Source organism: Pantoea sp. C1E2 (assembly GCF_056491465.1).
Genome location: NZ_JBSZHT010000004.1, coordinates 772,018 through 787,255 on the forward strand (window position 1 = coordinate 772,018; position 15,238 = coordinate 787,255).

The 15,238-nt window shown below is 51.2% G+C and carries 15 protein-coding genes; 6 read left to right on the top strand and 9 right to left on the bottom strand.

Translation table 11 applies throughout. The features are described 5' to 3' along the window. Positions 1-3: 3 nt before the first annotated feature. A complete protein-coding gene (locus ACXI0A_RS25070) occupies positions 4-405 on the bottom strand; it encodes a VOC family protein (RefSeq protein ID WP_476146290.1) in 402 nt (133 codons plus the stop codon). Positions 406-419: 14 nt separating this feature from the next. Beyond that, positions 420-1,163, bottom strand: coding sequence for an SDR family oxidoreductase (locus ACXI0A_RS25075; RefSeq protein WP_476146289.1), 744 nt, complete (start codon positions 1,161-1,163; stop codon positions 420-422). A gap of 137 nt (positions 1,164-1,300) precedes the next feature. Here ACXI0A_RS25075 and ACXI0A_RS25080 point away from each other — a divergent pair, with 137 nt between their 5' ends. Continuing rightward, positions 1,301-2,191 (top strand): AraC family transcriptional regulator N-terminal domain-containing protein, encoded by an 891-nt coding sequence (locus ACXI0A_RS25080; protein WP_476146287.1) that lies wholly within the window; start codon positions 1,301-1,303, stop codon positions 2,189-2,191. A 36-nt stretch (positions 2,192-2,227) separates the two neighbouring features. On the opposite strand, the gene ACXI0A_RS25085 is transcribed toward ACXI0A_RS25080, so the two are convergent. After that, positions 2,228-2,629, bottom strand: a complete 402-nt coding sequence (locus ACXI0A_RS25085) for a winged helix-turn-helix transcriptional regulator (RefSeq protein ID WP_476146285.1) — start codon at positions 2,627-2,629, stop codon at positions 2,228-2,230. Between the two features lie 97 nt (positions 2,630-2,726). Between ACXI0A_RS25085 and ACXI0A_RS25090 the strand changes: the two genes are divergently transcribed. Together ACXI0A_RS25090 and fhuE are read left to right on the top strand one after the other, a co-directional pair. Then, complete coding sequence (locus ACXI0A_RS25090; RefSeq protein WP_476146283.1) at positions 2,727-3,191, top strand: nuclear transport factor 2 family protein; 465 nt, start codon at positions 2,727-2,729, stop codon at positions 3,189-3,191. Positions 3,192-3,835: 644 nt separating this feature from the next. Next, complete coding sequence (fhuE, locus tag ACXI0A_RS25095; protein WP_476146281.1) at positions 3,836-6,055, top strand: ferric-rhodotorulic acid/ferric-coprogen receptor FhuE; 2,220 nt, start codon at positions 3,836-3,838, stop codon at positions 6,053-6,055. Between the two features lie 182 nt (positions 6,056-6,237). On the opposite strand, the gene ACXI0A_RS25100 is transcribed toward fhuE, so the two are convergent. From ACXI0A_RS25100 to ACXI0A_RS25115, 4 genes are all read right to left on the bottom strand, one after another. Then, the gene (locus ACXI0A_RS25100; protein WP_476146279.1) at positions 6,238-6,504 is read right to left on the bottom strand and encodes a DksA/TraR family C4-type zinc finger protein; all 267 of its coding nucleotides are present in this window, start codon (positions 6,502-6,504) and stop codon (positions 6,238-6,240) included. 38 nt (positions 6,505-6,542) lie between these two features. Further along, on the bottom strand, positions 6,543-7,451 hold the full coding sequence (gene ppk2 / locus ACXI0A_RS25105; RefSeq protein WP_476146277.1) for a polyphosphate kinase 2: 909 nt from the start codon (positions 7,449-7,451) through the stop codon (positions 6,543-6,545). 25 nt (positions 7,452-7,476) lie between these two features. After that, the gene (locus ACXI0A_RS25110; protein ID WP_476146275.1) at positions 7,477-9,096 is read right to left on the bottom strand and encodes an inorganic phosphate transporter; all 1,620 of its coding nucleotides are present in this window, start codon (positions 9,094-9,096) and stop codon (positions 7,477-7,479) included. 363 nt (positions 9,097-9,459) lie between these two features. Further along, positions 9,460-9,831: a hypothetical protein gene (locus ACXI0A_RS25115; protein WP_476146273.1), complete on the bottom strand. Its 372-nt coding sequence runs from the start codon at positions 9,829-9,831 to the stop codon at positions 9,460-9,462. A gap of 146 nt (positions 9,832-9,977) precedes the next feature. Here ACXI0A_RS25115 and ACXI0A_RS25120 point away from each other — a divergent pair, with 146 nt between their 5' ends. After that, on the top strand, positions 9,978-11,090 hold the full coding sequence (locus ACXI0A_RS25120) for an oxidoreductase (protein ID WP_476146271.1): 1,113 nt from the start codon (positions 9,978-9,980) through the stop codon (positions 11,088-11,090). Positions 11,091-11,278: 188 nt separating this feature from the next. Here ACXI0A_RS25120 and ACXI0A_RS25125 read toward each other — a convergent pair whose 3' ends face one another. Next, positions 11,279-12,049: an enoyl-CoA hydratase-related protein gene (locus ACXI0A_RS25125; RefSeq protein WP_476146269.1), complete on the bottom strand. Its 771-nt coding sequence runs from the start codon at positions 12,047-12,049 to the stop codon at positions 11,279-11,281. A 134-nt stretch (positions 12,050-12,183) separates the two neighbouring features. Here ACXI0A_RS25125 and ACXI0A_RS25130 point away from each other — a divergent pair, with 134 nt between their 5' ends. Continuing rightward, positions 12,184-13,062, top strand: coding sequence for a LysR substrate-binding domain-containing protein (locus tag ACXI0A_RS25130; protein ID WP_476146267.1), 879 nt, complete (start codon positions 12,184-12,186; stop codon positions 13,060-13,062). Here the strand turns inward: ACXI0A_RS25130 and ACXI0A_RS25135 are convergent. Then, positions 13,059-14,078 (bottom strand): substrate-binding domain-containing protein, encoded by a 1,020-nt coding sequence (locus ACXI0A_RS25135; RefSeq protein ID WP_476146265.1) that lies wholly within the window; start codon positions 14,076-14,078, stop codon positions 13,059-13,061. The genes ACXI0A_RS25130 and ACXI0A_RS25135 overlap by 4 nt on opposite strands. 424 nt (positions 14,079-14,502) lie before the next feature. Between ACXI0A_RS25135 and ACXI0A_RS25140 the strand changes: the two genes are divergently transcribed. Then, the gene (locus tag ACXI0A_RS25140; RefSeq protein ID WP_476146263.1) at positions 14,503-15,222 is read left to right on the top strand and encodes a gluconate 2-dehydrogenase subunit 3 family protein; all 720 of its coding nucleotides are present in this window, start codon (positions 14,503-14,505) and stop codon (positions 15,220-15,222) included. The last annotated feature ends 16 nt before the right edge of the window (positions 15,223-15,238 follow it).

Here is a 15,238-nt window from a genome sequence, read left to right on the forward strand (position 1 = left end):
CTGTTACCGCTCGTGCTGCCAGCTTTTATAGACAAACTCGAGGCTGTAACCATCAGGATCCCTGACCTGAGTGGCGTAATAGCGTGGGTCATAGTGCAGCTGGGCACCCGGAGGATGAATTTCTGTAGCACCCGCTGCAATAGCCTCTTTATAAGCCTGATTTACCCTGTCTTCAGAATCCGCCACGAACCCGATATGAACAGCATCCGCGGAGGGGGTGCCCGATCTGAGCCAGAAAAAAATGCGTCCGTTGGCGCCGAATCCCTTTAAGTCAGGATGACCCGAGGGCCCTTCGCTGCCTTCATAGTCATGGCGGTTGACGACGCCCAGTACAGGAAGCACGGTGTTGTAGAAAGCAACCGAACGATTAATGTCACTTACGGTAATAAAGATGTGGTCCAGCATGAAACACTCCGTGGTCAGATGTTATAGCCGCCGGCCACTTCAATGCTTTGCGCATTGATCCAGCCGCTGTCAGAAGAAAGCAGAGATGCAATGACTCGCGCGACCTCTTCAGGTTCACCAACCCGTCCCAATGCGGTTTGTGAGGCGAGTAAGTTTTCAAATTCATCATTAAGTCCGCCACCCAACTCAGTACGAATTGCCCCCGGAGAGACGGCATTAACCCGAATGCCGCGCTCACCAAATTCTTTCGCCATATAGCGGGTCAGGACTTCAAGGCCGCCTTTGAAAGTGGCGTAAGGTGCAACACCCGCAGTGGCTACTCGTGTGGTAGCACTGGTGATATTGACGATGGCGGAATCGGGACGCAGTAAGGGAAGTAATGTCTGCGTGAGGAAGAAAGGTCCTTTTAGATGCACATTCATCAGGTTGTCGAACTGTGCTTCGGTCACGTTCTCAATCGGAGCATATAGCCCGTATCCGGCGTTATTAACCAGACCGTCGAGACCCGTATCACGCCAGCGGCTTAGCATGGTTTGTTTTAGGGCTGAACAGAAATCAACAAAGCTGCCAGAATCGCCCACATCCAGCTTTAACGCGATGGCCTCTCCACCTTCCGCCTTGATTCGGTCCACAACCTTGTCAGCGGCTTCCGGCTGGCTGTTCCAGGTCAAAATCACCCGGTAACCGCGACGGGCGCAGGCTAAGGCGGTACTGGCACCAATTCCACGGCTGCCGCCGGTGATCAGGATATTTTTCATAAAAACCTCTTCGATATCAGGATGTCGAAGTACAGGTTACGCGTATGTGGTAGGTCTGGCTGATGCGATCCTCTTTCGAAGTTGCCTAATCCTGCCTGTCTCTTGTTGTCATCGGGGGGACGTGTTATCAATCGGGCATGGAAACACAATTACAGAAATTACGCTTACTGGCTTCCGGCGCGGATAATCAACGCACTGAGACCGGCATTCCACGAGTGGCAATGGTGCAGGGAGAAATCCCTGAACACAGATTGTCTGCCGTATATGAACCGATGATTAATCTCATTCTGACGGGCTCTAAAAGCATGACGGTTGGGGACAGAACTCTGCGTTATGATCCCGCGACTTACTTTGTTATGTCAGTGGATTTACCGGCGGTAGGCCAGGTCTTTGCCGATGAACATACCCATGCTCCCTATCTTGCCGTCAGCCTGACCCCTGAACCGGAAATACTCGCGACTTTGCTGGCAGGTTTTCCAGATTCTGGTATCGCAAATCACTGCGATACCGGATTTTCGGTCGCGCCAGTGACGCCAGAATTATTGGATGCGTGGTTACGAATGCTCAGCCTGATGAATAAGCCTGACGAAATTACCGCTCTGGCCCCGGTTTATGAACGCGAAATTCTGTTTCGGGTTCTTCAGGGGCCGCTGGGCTGGATGCTGCGTGATATCGCAACACCGGACACTTATCTAGCCCGCATCCACAAAGCGATTAACTGGTTGAAGCAGAATTATATGCAGTCGGTTCGGGTTGAAGAACTGGCAGAAATGGCTGCGATGAGTGTTTCTGCATTCCACCGACATTTTCGTTCGGTAACGGCGTTAAGCCCGGTTCAGTATCAAAAAAGAATGCGCCTGATGCAGGCACGGCTCAGACTTTCCTCTTCAGGTGAGAGTGTAACGACAATTGCTTTGTCCGTAGGATATCAGAGCCATACACAGTTCAGCCGGGAATATGCGCGCCAGTTTGGCCGCTCGCCCACCGCCGATATCCGCTATCTATTTCGCGGCAGTCAATCGGAATGAGGTTTTAAAAAACACTGCGGTTGTTATCTGGCAAGTTTACTCCAGGTTACGGCTGTCATATTCAATCTGAGCATCTGTAACAGCCGGGCTGTATTCAACAGTCCAGTTATATAAAGCCTGAAAGGGGATTTCAAGCGTTCGGCCGAGAGGAGTAATGCTGTACTCAACGCCGACCTGAGAGGTCGGGATAACACGACGGCCGACAATGCCGTTGCGTTCAAGTCTGCGCAAACACTGTGTTAACGATTTTTGCGTTATACCGTCCATGTTTCTTTTTATCTCATTGAAGCGAAGGGGTTCTTTGCAAAGTAATGAGAGAATGAGAATGGACCATTTATCAGTGATCTGGTCCAGCAAAAGACGGCTGGAAATCTGGTCTTCACATAGCAAACCAGAGGCTACCTTTGAGTCTGTTTGTTTACTTTTTAACGGTGACATGCGGTTTACCTTAGTATACCTGGTTGAAAATTAGTGCCTGATTGACACTAAGTATCCATTGTATACCATCGTAACTCCATTAACTAAGGAGTTAACTATGCCATCGAAAATACTGACTGAGAATGAGAGTAAAGTTGCGATCACAGAATCCCTGTATCAGTACGCTGCAGGAATTGATATGAAAGACCCGATCCTGATTGCTTCAGTTTTTACACAGGATGCGGTATCGGATTTCAGCGCAGCTGCAGCAAAAGCGGGTTTTGATTATCCCGTTCTGAAAGGAAGGGAGACTATAACTTCAGCTCTGATGAGTTCCCTAAGCTCGCTTTTGACGACCCACTCGGTAAACAATTCCCGCGTCTTCATTGAAGGAGATAGAGCAAAAATTGACGCACTGGTCGAAGCACAGCATGTCCCTAAATCAGATGCATCCCGTCATTACTTAATGAAAAATCGATACGACGTTGAGCTGGAAAAACATAACGGACAATGGCTCATCAGTTGCATTACGGTAGATAATATCTGGCGGAGTGGCGATCCTGCGGTATTGGCGGGGATTTGAGCCGATAGCGTTGGATATTATTGTCGGTTAGAAGCTTGTAAATTACATACTCGTGTTGACTAATCCCCTATTGAAGGTTGATGGTGAGAAATTATTCCTGCCATCAATATTCAATAAAGTTGAATGAGCTAACCTAATAAAAGCGATTCAGAGCATTCCATCCGGTATCAAAATTTCCCCGTGTACCTTATGAGTTAATAAATTTGTTGTGAAGTTCAAAACTACTTCAGAAAACCCCATTGATTACATAATCAAATTAACTGACGTCCGCTCCTGGCACTCAGCTGCCATTAGCTTTAAAACTTCTGTGGCTACCTCTTGCTCCCCCATGCCGATAATCTTCGCCGAACCGCAAAGGAACACGTTTCCTACCTTTCTGCTGGGATCTAATGGCAAACGGCACGAAATCCAGTCCAGTTTAACTTCATAAATTAGGTCATGAAGCATGTGTATAGGCCGCATAGGGTGAAACAAAAGGCATGCTGAAAATCCCAATAAGGATAATAGTAATAGAAATCAATATCATTTGTATTTACTATAATGGGCTCAGATGGCCGATTTACCTACGTGTATCTGCTCTCTTATGAAGCGCATTCATAACTGGCCAGCTCAAAGCATAAACAATACAATGATGAGGTATTTGCATGTCTTTCAAAAGGGTTGCGGGCCATCATGCCAGCGCCATACCGGGTGCGTCAGAGTTTAGTAAGAAGTTTTGTTATTCATTATTGACGATCTGTATTGCGAATGCCGTTAGTATTAAAGCAGCCAGCGCGGCAGAGAGTGTTGCCGCGCCGGCAATTACCAACAAAGAGCAGTCGCTGGTGGTCACCGCCGATACCAGCGGTGGTTCGGGTTCAGATCCTGCTCAGTCCTATACCGTTCCAGTTACGCGGGCGGGTACTAAACTGAACCTGACGCAGCGTGATATTCCGCAGTCGGTCAGCGTGCTTACTCAGCAGCGCATAAAAGATCAGAATCTCCAGAACGTGGGGGATGCGCTGGCGAACGTCACAGGTATTTCAGCATCCCAGAATGACTCTGAACGTGTGGATTTCTACTCGCGCGGTTTCTACGTTAACAACTACACGTACGACGATATTCCTTCTACTCAAACCGGAGCCTGGAACTTTGGTGAAACCGACGGCGACTCCGCTATTTATGAGCGCATCGATGTGGTTCGCGGCTCAACGGGGCTCATGACCGGTACGGGTAACCCGGGCGCGGCTATCAACATGATCCGCAAAAAGGCAGACAGCAAAACCTTCGCCGGTAATCTCTCCGCGAGCTACGGAACCTGGGACAACCAGCGCTATGTTGCAGATCTGTCCGGGCCGCTGAATGAATCTGGCACGCTGCGCGGACGCGTGGTCACGGGATATCAGGATCAGGACAGTTGGGTTGACCGCTACCACAAACGTAAGAAGTTCCTTTACGCCACCGTTGCGGCAGATATCACCGATAACACCACGCTGGATCTGGGATACGATTACCAGACCCGCGACACCGATGGGCCGACCTGGGGCGGTCTTCCAACCTGGTATAGCAACGGCAACCGTATTCAATACGACCGCAGCGCGAACCCGTCAGCTGACTGGACGCATTACAACATTCTGTCGCGTAAGGTGTTCGCCAACCTGACGACAAACTTCGACAACGGCTGGCAGGTCCGCGTTAATGGATCGCATACGGAGTCCGATTTTGACAGCAAGCTGCTGTATGTCACCGGCTATCCTGACCAGACAACCGGCATTCTGGACAGCAGCGGGTACGGCTTTGCAGGATGGTATAAAGGCCTGCGCACCCAGACAGCAGTGGACGCCTATGCCAGTGGACCCTTTGAGCTCTTCGGGCGTCAGCATCAGCTGGTTGCCGGGATAGATTACAGCCGTCAGCGCAACCGCTATCTATACTCTTCCTCAATTATGTCGCCTGCTCAACTCGGGGATCTGAACAGCTGGAACGGTGATGTGGCAGAACCAGATTGGCCTGCGTGGGCGCTATCGTCAGAAGATACCATCCGTCAGAAATCGGGCTATGCCGCGGCGCGATTCTCGTTAGCCGATCCGCTCTCCCTGATCGTTGGTGCACGTTATACCCAGTACAGCGCGCACGGCACGTCGGCTGACATGGAGAAAAACAACCTCACGCCATACGGCGGCCTGGTTTATGACATCAACGAGAACTACTCTGCGTTTGCGAGCTATACCTCGATCTTCCAGCCGCAGACCTATCGTGATCAGCAGGGTAACTACCTGAAGCCCGTAACCGGTAAAGACTACGAAGCGGGGATCAAAGGGGACTGGGACAACAGCCGCATCACGGCGAGCCTTTCAGTGTTCCGTATTGAGCAGGACAACCTGGGTCAGATCCAGAGCAACACCTACGTGAATAACAGCAGCGAAAATGCTTATAGAGCATCTAAAGGCGTGGTCAGCCGCGGTGTTGATTTTGAAATCAACGGAGCGGTGACTGATAACCTGAAGGTGACGTTTGGTGCGACACGTTATGTGGCAAAGGATGCCGACGGCGACCGTACCAACCCTTACATGCCGCAGACCAGTCTGAAGCTGTTCACCAGCTATAATCTGCCATTCATGCCTCTTCTGACCGTGGGTGGCGGTATTAACTGGCAGAACCGCACTTACAAGGAAGCAACCAATCCAGCAGGTGAGACCGAGCGCATTTATCAGGGAAGCTATCCACTGGCGAACCTCTTTGCTCGATATCAGGTGACGAAAGAGTTGTCAGTGCAGGGCAACATCAAAAACCTGTTCGATCGTGAATACAACACCAATCCGTCAGGCGGTGTAGCATTCAACGAGCCAAGAAACTATTCGGTTAGCGTGAATTACAGCTTCTGATGTCTACTTGCCCCGCTAATGGGGCCAGTACATTTAATGAAGACTTCCAGCGCCCGAATAATCAGAATAGAGCCTGATTATTCGGGCAATGTATCGCTGGATGGGATAGCAAACTACAGTGCCAACTCAACCTCCATAAGGTTTTTTTTAACCGCTATTTTTTCTGGCCTGGGGCACTAAATCTATCTCAGTTGGCTATCCTTACTGCCACGGCGGTTATATCCGCTGTGGCTGGCTTCTTGTTTATCTAACGCAGCCTGGCACTTCACGCAGTAACGCACCCCTGGTAATGCAGTGCGACGCGCCTCGGGAATCGGCTCCCCGCACTCGTCGCAATACTCTGCACTTGCGCCATGGTTGAGGTGACTCCTGGCCCGCGCAATTGCGTCATCCACGGTCGCATCAATCTGCTTTTGCACTGCACCATCTTCAGACCAGCCGCCTGCCATAACCCCTCCTGATATTCATCGACTGGTCAAAGTATAGTTCAGTAGCTGTCGGGCACGATCATGCTCTCTGGCACCGGATGACGGGCATAATTTTCATGATGAATGCGGGAAGGTAACGAAATCTGCTCGCCTTCTGCTGCTTCATATGGAACCTGTTGCAGCAAGTGAGAGATACAGTTCAGACGCGCTTTCTTCTTATCAACGCCTTGCACCACCCACCATGGCGCCTCGGTAATGTTGGTGCAATCCAGCATCCTCTCTTTGGCGGCAGTGTAATCTTCCCAGCGTCGTCGGCTTTCCAAATCCATCGGACTCAGCTTCCACTGCTTTAGCGGGTCATGGATGCGGCTGAGGAAGCGCATTTCCTGTTCTTCATCGGTGATGGAGATCCAGTATTTGACGATCTGAATGCCGCTGCGCACCAGCATGCGTTCAAATTCTGGCGTGCTGTGGAAGAACTCTTCGTACTCCGCATCGCTGCAAAATCCCATCACTTTTTCGACGCCTGCGCGGTTGTACCAGCTACGGTCGAACAACACGATTTCTCCCGCTGACGGCAGATGTGAGACGTATCGCTGAAAGTACCATTGCGTGCGCTCACGTTCATTCGGTGCGGGAAGTGCTGCCACGCGGCAATAGCGCGGATTCAGCCGCTGCATGATGCGTTTAATCACGCCGCCTTTGCCTGCCGCATCGCGGCCTTCAAATATCACCACCAGACGATGACCGGTACGGATCACCCAGTTTTGCAGCTTAACCAGCTCGCCCTGCAGATGCAGTAACTCCATAAAATAGCGGCGACGCCACGCCGTTTCTTGCGGATCGTTATTGGCCGCCAGACCAAAATCCGCTAACTCCATCTCCAGCGACTCGTCATAGCTGTCATAGAATTCCTGTAAAAAGCGCGCATCAAACATATTGTTATTGTTCATTTCGTGTGCAGACATCGTCTTATCCCTGTCGAAGCAAGCGTTACAGTGAAGTCATTATCCAGTAGAGGGCGGCGGAGAGCAGTGCGGCGGCAGGCAAGGTGAGCACCCATGCCAGCACCATATTGCGTAACGTGCCGAACTGTAAGCCGCTGCGATTGGCGGCCATGGTGCCGGCAATCCCGGAAGAGAGCACGTGCGTGGTTGAGACCGGCAGACCGAATGCATCCGCTGCGCCAATGGTACCCATCGCCACCATCTGAGCACTGATGCCTTGCGCATAGTTGAGCTGGCTTTTGCCAATCTTCTCACCCAGCGTTGTCACAATACGACGCCAGCCCACCATGGTGCCCAATCCCAGCGCCAGCGCCACTGCGACTTTCACCCACGTCGGGACAAATTGCGTTGCACCATTGAGCGCGGTTTTCAGCGCCTGCAGATTTTGCAGCGTGGCTGAGGGTAAGATCAGCGAGTGATCGGCTTGCAGACGTTTGATGGTTTCTGCTGCCAAATACATCTGATTACGCATCGCAGGTTTTTGCTCGGCGGGGATAGCCTGCAACGCGCCATATTGCTTCAGCGTGGTGCCAATGTTGCCGCTGACCTGCGCCAGCGCGGCGATCACTTTTGCATCACGTTGGCCGGTGCGCAGATATGTTGTTAACACATCATCAGGCTGAGCAGGAGTCGGTGCGGCGCTGAACTGCAGCAGTTGTGTCTGGCTTGTTTCGGCCAGTGTAATCAGTTGTGGGATATCAGACTGCGGCACGGAACTGTTCAGAGAATAGGTCACGGGCAGGGCAGCCACCAGAATCAGCATCATCAGCCCCATGCCTTTCTGGCCATCATTTGAGCCATGTGCAAAAGAGACGCCGGTGCAGGACAACACCATCAAACCGCGGATCCACATCGGCGGCGCACCTTCATGTTTGCTGGTGGCATACAACTCAGGTTTTTTCACCATGCGCTTCATCAACACCAGCAACAGTGCAGCACAGACGAAGCCGACAATCGGTGACAGGATCAGCGCATTGCCGATGTTTAATGCCTGTCCCCAGTTCACGCCGCTCATGGCGCTGCGCCCGTGCATCACGGCATTGGCGATACCGACGCCAATAATGGAACCGATCAAGGTATGTGACGAGGAAGCGGGCAGGCCCAGCCACCAGGTGGCGAGGTTCCAGATGATCGCCGAGAACAGCAGAGCGTAGATCATCACAAAGCTTTCGCTGCTGCCGGACTGCATAATGAGTTCAATCGGCAGCAGGGAGATGATGCCGAAAGCCACCGCGCCCGAGGAGCATAAAACGCCAAGGAAGTTGAAAATCCCTGACCACACAACCGCTACGGTCGGGGAAAGCGAACGGGTATAGATGACGGTGGCAACGGCGTTGGCCGTGTCGTGGAAACCATTGACGAACTCGAAACCCAATGCTGCTAATAAGGCAAAACCGAGCAGCATTAACGGCAGCGCACTGCTAAATGTGACCCCGGTTTGCTGAATATCGCCGACTAATTGCGTTCCTGCAAAGAGAATGCCGGCGAGTAAAACCACGCCAAACAGGAATAGCGGTTTTTTGCTGTTTTTTACAGGGAGTTGAATCGCAGAAGACAACGGTGTAGCGGCAACATGTAAAGTTTGAGGCGTAACGTAATCGCTCATTAGTGAAAATTTCCTATAGATCGCTAAAGCGGCACAAGCACAACGATTTGTGTGGCTAACATATAGAAAATTTATGAAAGATTTATGACAGTGCTGTCAAAATTTAGTCATATAAATGCAATCTTTGAGGGCTGGCTAGTCGTCGTGTTTAAAATATAGTCATTATAAACAATCGCTTGTATTGATTTTGGTTTAGTGATGGAAATCGGGGTGAGTTTTATTTCTGCCATAAATTTGTCATATTGGATATTGAACTGATTACCATAGATTACATTTACAGCAGGGAATCATTACCGTGCTAATTTGATTTTGGGGGATGAAAACTTATCTGTATCTTTAACGTTCGCCCATCAACTATGACAACTACGGGTGACGTCTTTTCAACTCATCAAACAACCATTCTTTGCTGATGGGGCCCGAGCTTAATTTCTGGATCATGGCATTATCCGCATAGTTCAGCAGCCATTCTCCCAGTTCCGCCATGCCAGCCTCATAAGAGCCGTGCACCTCAACAAACTTCTCCGACAGAATCAGTAACTCCATGCGCAGCGCATTGCTGCGGGTCATGAACTCCAGATAGCCTTCGCGATCGGTTTCATAATCGGGGATCTTCGACAGCACAATGACCTCTTCTTCCTGAATAGTGGTGAGCCAGTGTAAACCGCTATTTCCTCGATGTGCAGAATAATCATGCTTCACAAGTGAATATTTAGTAGTTGCGGTTCGCTTATTCAATCATCTCCCTATTCCCTGTGGGCGTAATGGCAGAGATTTAATAACCAGCGTATTCCTCAATGGCATAGCGGTTATGCGGCTGGGCATATTTCTGCCGGGTATGGGCCTGTTTATGCTGCTCCCATCATTCAATGAGAGAGCGACAAATGAACACACTATTTACGCCTATTACTGCCGGACAAATACGTCTTCAGCATCGTGTCGTGATGGCACCGACAACCCGTATGCGCAGCGAAAATGGCGGCGTGCCGGGTCAGTTGATGGTTGAGTATTATCGACAGCGCACCAGTCCCGGTGGGTTGCTGATTGCGGAAGCCACCGCGATTTCGCCCCATGCAAATGCCTATGCCGATGCGCCGGGCATTTTCAATGACGCTCAACAGGCGGGATGGAAGCAGGTGGTTGATGCGGTGCATAAGCAGGGCGGCCAGATAGTGCTGCAATTGTGGCACCCTGGGCGTCAGTCATTGCCAGAACTGTCAGAAGGTTACCAGCCGATTGCACCTTCGGCTTTGACTGCGCGAGAAACTTACGGCGTGGGTAAGAATACCGACGGTACTTATGAAGGAAAGTTGTTCCCTGAACCACGGGTATTGCAAGAAGAAGAAATTCCACAACTTATTGAAGCGTATCGACAAGCTGCGATAAGGGCAAAAGCGGCAGGTTTTGACGGAGTTGAACTGCATGCCGCCAACGGCTATCTACCTGAGCTGTTTCTGCTGGATGGTAGCAACAAACGTCAGGATAGCTGGGGCGGGAGCCTGGCAAATCGCGCGCGCTTTTTACTGGAGGCAGTAGCAGCTGTGACGGAAGTGTATGGGCCGGGGCGGGTTGGCGTCCGAATTTCTCCGAGTGGCATTTATGGCGATATGCATGATAGTGACCCGGCAGCGACGTTCAGCTATTTGGCCGACAAGCTCAACGATGCCGCGCTGGCGTATTTGCACATTATTGAGCCGCGCATTGTCGGACCAGAAGACAGGGAAGGCGGGCACTATGAAGAACCGGTTGCCAGCCGACAACTGCGCGAGTTTTACCATGGCATCATTATCGCGGCGGGAGGCTTTAAACCTGAGGCGGGGGAGAAGATGTTGGAAGCGGGTGAGGCAGACTTGATCGCATTTGGCCGTTTGTTTACCTCGAATCCCGATTTACCTGCAAGGATCCAACATGGCTATCCGTTAGCTCACTATCAACGTGACGCATTTTTCGGTGGAGATGCCAAAGGCTATACCGATTTCCCAGCATATGCGCAGTGATAACGCGAGTTAACCCTGCGAGGAGCGGCCGTCAGGCCGCTTTTGACTTAACGACTATACTCCCGCCTCAATACCCTTTATCTAAAGGTCTAATGAAGTTTCAAGCCAGTGCAGGTTTACTACTGCGTTAAACGACAAAAACCGGCGCAGATGTCTGCGCCGGATCGGATAAAACGGTTAAGGGTGATTTATGAGGCTGAAGCTGCTTGCAGAGCGACATCGGCTGCACTAATGCCCTCCAATGCCAGGCCGTAGCCCGCACCTTCATCAATGATGCGACGCAGTTTTTGTGTCAGCGCGATGCGTGTATAGCGGCTGGTGAGTGGAGGTAACGCCGCGAGCGATTCTGCCAGCTCATGAGCCCGTTGCAGCAAGGTATCGCGTGGCAGAATTTCATTAACCACGCCCCAATCTTTGGCGGTTTCAGCGTCCAATTCCTGACGGGTTAACAGGAAATAGCGGCCACGTATGCTGCCGATGACTTCCGGCCACAGCAGGTTAACGCCATCCCCCGGGACGATGCCAAAGTCGAAATGGGGTTTGTCCTGGAAAACGGTATCGGGCGTGGCCAACACGATGTCCGCCAGCAAAGCGTATTCCGAGTGCAGGCGCACCGGTCCGTTTAAAGCAGCGATGACCGGTACTTCAATATCCAGCAGATTCATCAGAACTTTTTTGCCTTCACGGAAAATTTTGTCGTAACCGCGTGGCGTGAAGAAATCAAAACCTTCCGGGCTGATGTTCTCCATAAAAGCCTCTCCGGCACCGGTCAGAATCACCACGCGATTATCGGGATCGGAACCAATTTGATGAAACAGTTCAACAAACTCTTCGTGGGTATGTCCATTGAACAACAGTGATCCGCCATCGGTGTGAAACATCACTTCCAATACACCGGTGGTCGAGCGGGTAAGGCGTGCGTTGTTAAAGCTGTGACGATAGTTTTCGAAGCGAGACATAGTGATTTCCTTTTGGATGATGCGCCTTCGTTGAAAGCGGGTTAGCCGTTGTTGATGCAAACGAGTATCTGTTAATGTCGACGGGTAATGGCAGAGGGCCAAAAACCATAATTGCTATTCCCAGGAGGAATACCATGGATCGCTTTCAGGCGATGCAGATGTATGTGCAGGTGGTTGATGCGGGGTCGTTTTCGGCGGCAGCGCGCATTTTGGATATTGGGCAACCGGCGGTATCAAAGACTATCGCCCAGTTGGAAAAGCATCTGGATGTACGTTTACTGTTGCGCACCACGCATGGACTCACGCCCACTGAAGCGGGGCAGCGATTTTATGAGCGTGTACGAATTACCCTGCAGCAGGCAGATGAAGCGGAGATGGCGGCGCGCGGTGCGGATAAAGGCCTCACCGGTATTCTGCGCGTGGCGGCAGCACCGACTTTTGCCCGATTACATGTGATTCCACATCTTGCCCAATTTATGGAGCAGCATCCGCAACTCAAGGTGGATATTCGGCTCGACGATCGCCCCATCGATCTGATTGCTGAAGGGATCGATATTTGCCTGCGCATGGGCACATTGCAGGATTCCGGCGCGGTGGCGCGTAAAATTGCCACCTCACGACGTTCTGTATTGGCCACCACCGACTACCTGACGCGGCAGGGGCATCCGCTGCATCCCCGTGACCTCAGCCAACATGAAGCGCTGATTTTTAGTCAGCTCAATGATACCTGGCAGTTTAAGCGCGCAGCTGAAGTCGAAAATGTTGTCCTGAACGGGCGACTTCATCTCAGTGCAGCGGAGGGGATTCGCACTGCTGTGCTGGCGCATATGGGCATCACGGTGGCTTCTGACTGGATGTTTTCCCAAGAGATAGCCAATGGTAGCGTTGAGCGTCTGGTCAGCGATTGGGCTTTGCCTGATATTGACCTGTGGGCCGTTTTTCCTGGTGGGCGCATGGCGACGGCGAAAGCACGTCAGTTTGCCGCGTTTGTTGAACGGGTCATGACTGACTAATCCAGATTCTCCGCCGTCACAATACGCAGTTCCACGTGGCCGTCCTGATACAGATCGGGCTCAAATCCCTGTTCCAGATGCCTTATCAGCAGGTCAGTGGCCAGCACGGCGTGCTGACGGGCATTTTGATCCAGCGTGTAGGAGAGCGCGCCAGTTTGCAGAAGATCTTTCGTCACATCGTACAATTCGTGCGTGATGTAGCAGCAGCGGCCCAGCAATTGGTGTTGCTGCAATACTGCACTGATATCGCTGTTATTGTCGCCAGAGTTATAGAGCCCGACGACATTATCGGATTGCTGTAACGCTTGATTCAGCAGCGTGCGGATTTTGTGTCGTTCATCTTCACCCGCCAATACTTCACGCAAGCGTAGCCAGGGTGCGCGCTGGGTAATAGCATCACGAAAACCTGAAATACGTTGTATATGTGCGCTGAAATCAAAACGTCCGCTGACCATGATGACATCACCCTTCTGGGGCATGGTTTGGCTCATTAATAAGCCGGCGGTACGTCCTGCCTGATATTGATTTATTCCAACATGACAGAATCGATGCGAATTGGGTAAATCTGAAACCAGCGTAACCACCGGCACGCCTTTATCTTTGCACCAGGATAAGGCTTCATGAATAACGGGGTAGTCATGTCCATAAACAATAATACCGTCGCGCAACTCACCGCTTTTTTTTATCTTTTCTGCCAGTTTTTCCGGTGGGTTTTCACTCACCAGCGTACGAAATAATTTAATTTTACGATAACCGAGGCGGTCGGCAATATTGGCAAATTCATCGGCTAACTGCTGAAAAAACCAGGTACCATTACTGCTGAGGAAAACTTCAATCTGCCATGGATGCTGAGTGTCATCCGGCAGTAAACGCTGCAACCCAGCCTGACGTGCGGCGCGCAGCACTTTGCGCACCGTTTCCGGACGAACCCCGCCACGCTCATTCAGCACACGGTCAACCGTTGCGATACCAACCCCGGCCAGTTCAGCCACTTTAATCAGGGTGAGTTTTTTCATTATGCTTCTAAGCCCCAGTAAAATTCATGTCTACTATTTCAACAACGCAGAGTGCGCCTCAGGTCACAGCCTGGCGTCTATTTTCGCCGTATTATGCGCAACGTTTCGTGACTGGCAAGATGTTAAATGTTGCGAGACGAAACCACACTCTACATCGTCCAGTCCGGCTTATTAAAAACTTCAATGATGGGAAACCATCAACAAAAACCTTTCAAAGCGAAGGGGGAGTCATTACTCTTTGCTGCGTTGTTAATATTTAATTAATTACGTGATTTGAATGTAAAAACTTACCTCCATATTTATCTAATAAAAGCCCACCGGGCAGCGTCATTATTTATCCAATAAACCTTATTTATATGGCTCAATGCCAGGCACAAATACGTCTGTTATTTGACCTGGTTTGCAATGTGAAAGCAGGGAAAACATGAAACGCAGAGAATTTCTCACTTCCATCACCGCATTGGGAGTGGCTTCCACGATCCCGACATTGGCGCAGGCCGATGAGGTGAAGGGTGGCCAGCCCTGGGAACCCGGCAAGATCCAAACGCCGCCCGCACCGCCCAGAAAAGGGGGGCTGCAATATCTCACTCAGCATGAATTTGACACGGTAGGTGCCATCGCTGAACGATTTATCCCCGCCGATGAAACCAGTCTCAGTGGCAAAGAGGCAGGGTGCGCGATCTTTATCGACCGTCAGCTCGCGGGTGATTACGGCAACGCAGTGGCGATTTATCGCCTCGGTAAATTCGTGAAGGGCACGCCAGAGCAAGGACCGCAATCCTCGCTCACTCCGGCGCAACGTTATCGCTTAGGGATTGCCGCACTGGATAAGGCGACCCAGCAACAGTTCGGCAAAAAATTCCTGGCGCTGAGCGGTGATCAGCAGGATCAGGTTCTGACGGCGATGGAAAATAACCGTCTCGATCTGGGGGAAGAGGTCGAAACCAAAGTGTTCTTTGAGCTGCTGCTGCAGAACGTGCGTGAAGGCTTCCTGGCTGACCCGATATACGGGGGCAACAAAGACATGACCAGTTGGAAAATGATTGGCTTCCCTGGCGCTCGCTATGACTTCCGCGATTTGCTGCCGAAAAAGGGACAGAAGCTCAACATCATTCCCACCAGCCTGATTGATAACACCCTTTAATTTGTTTGCTGAGCAA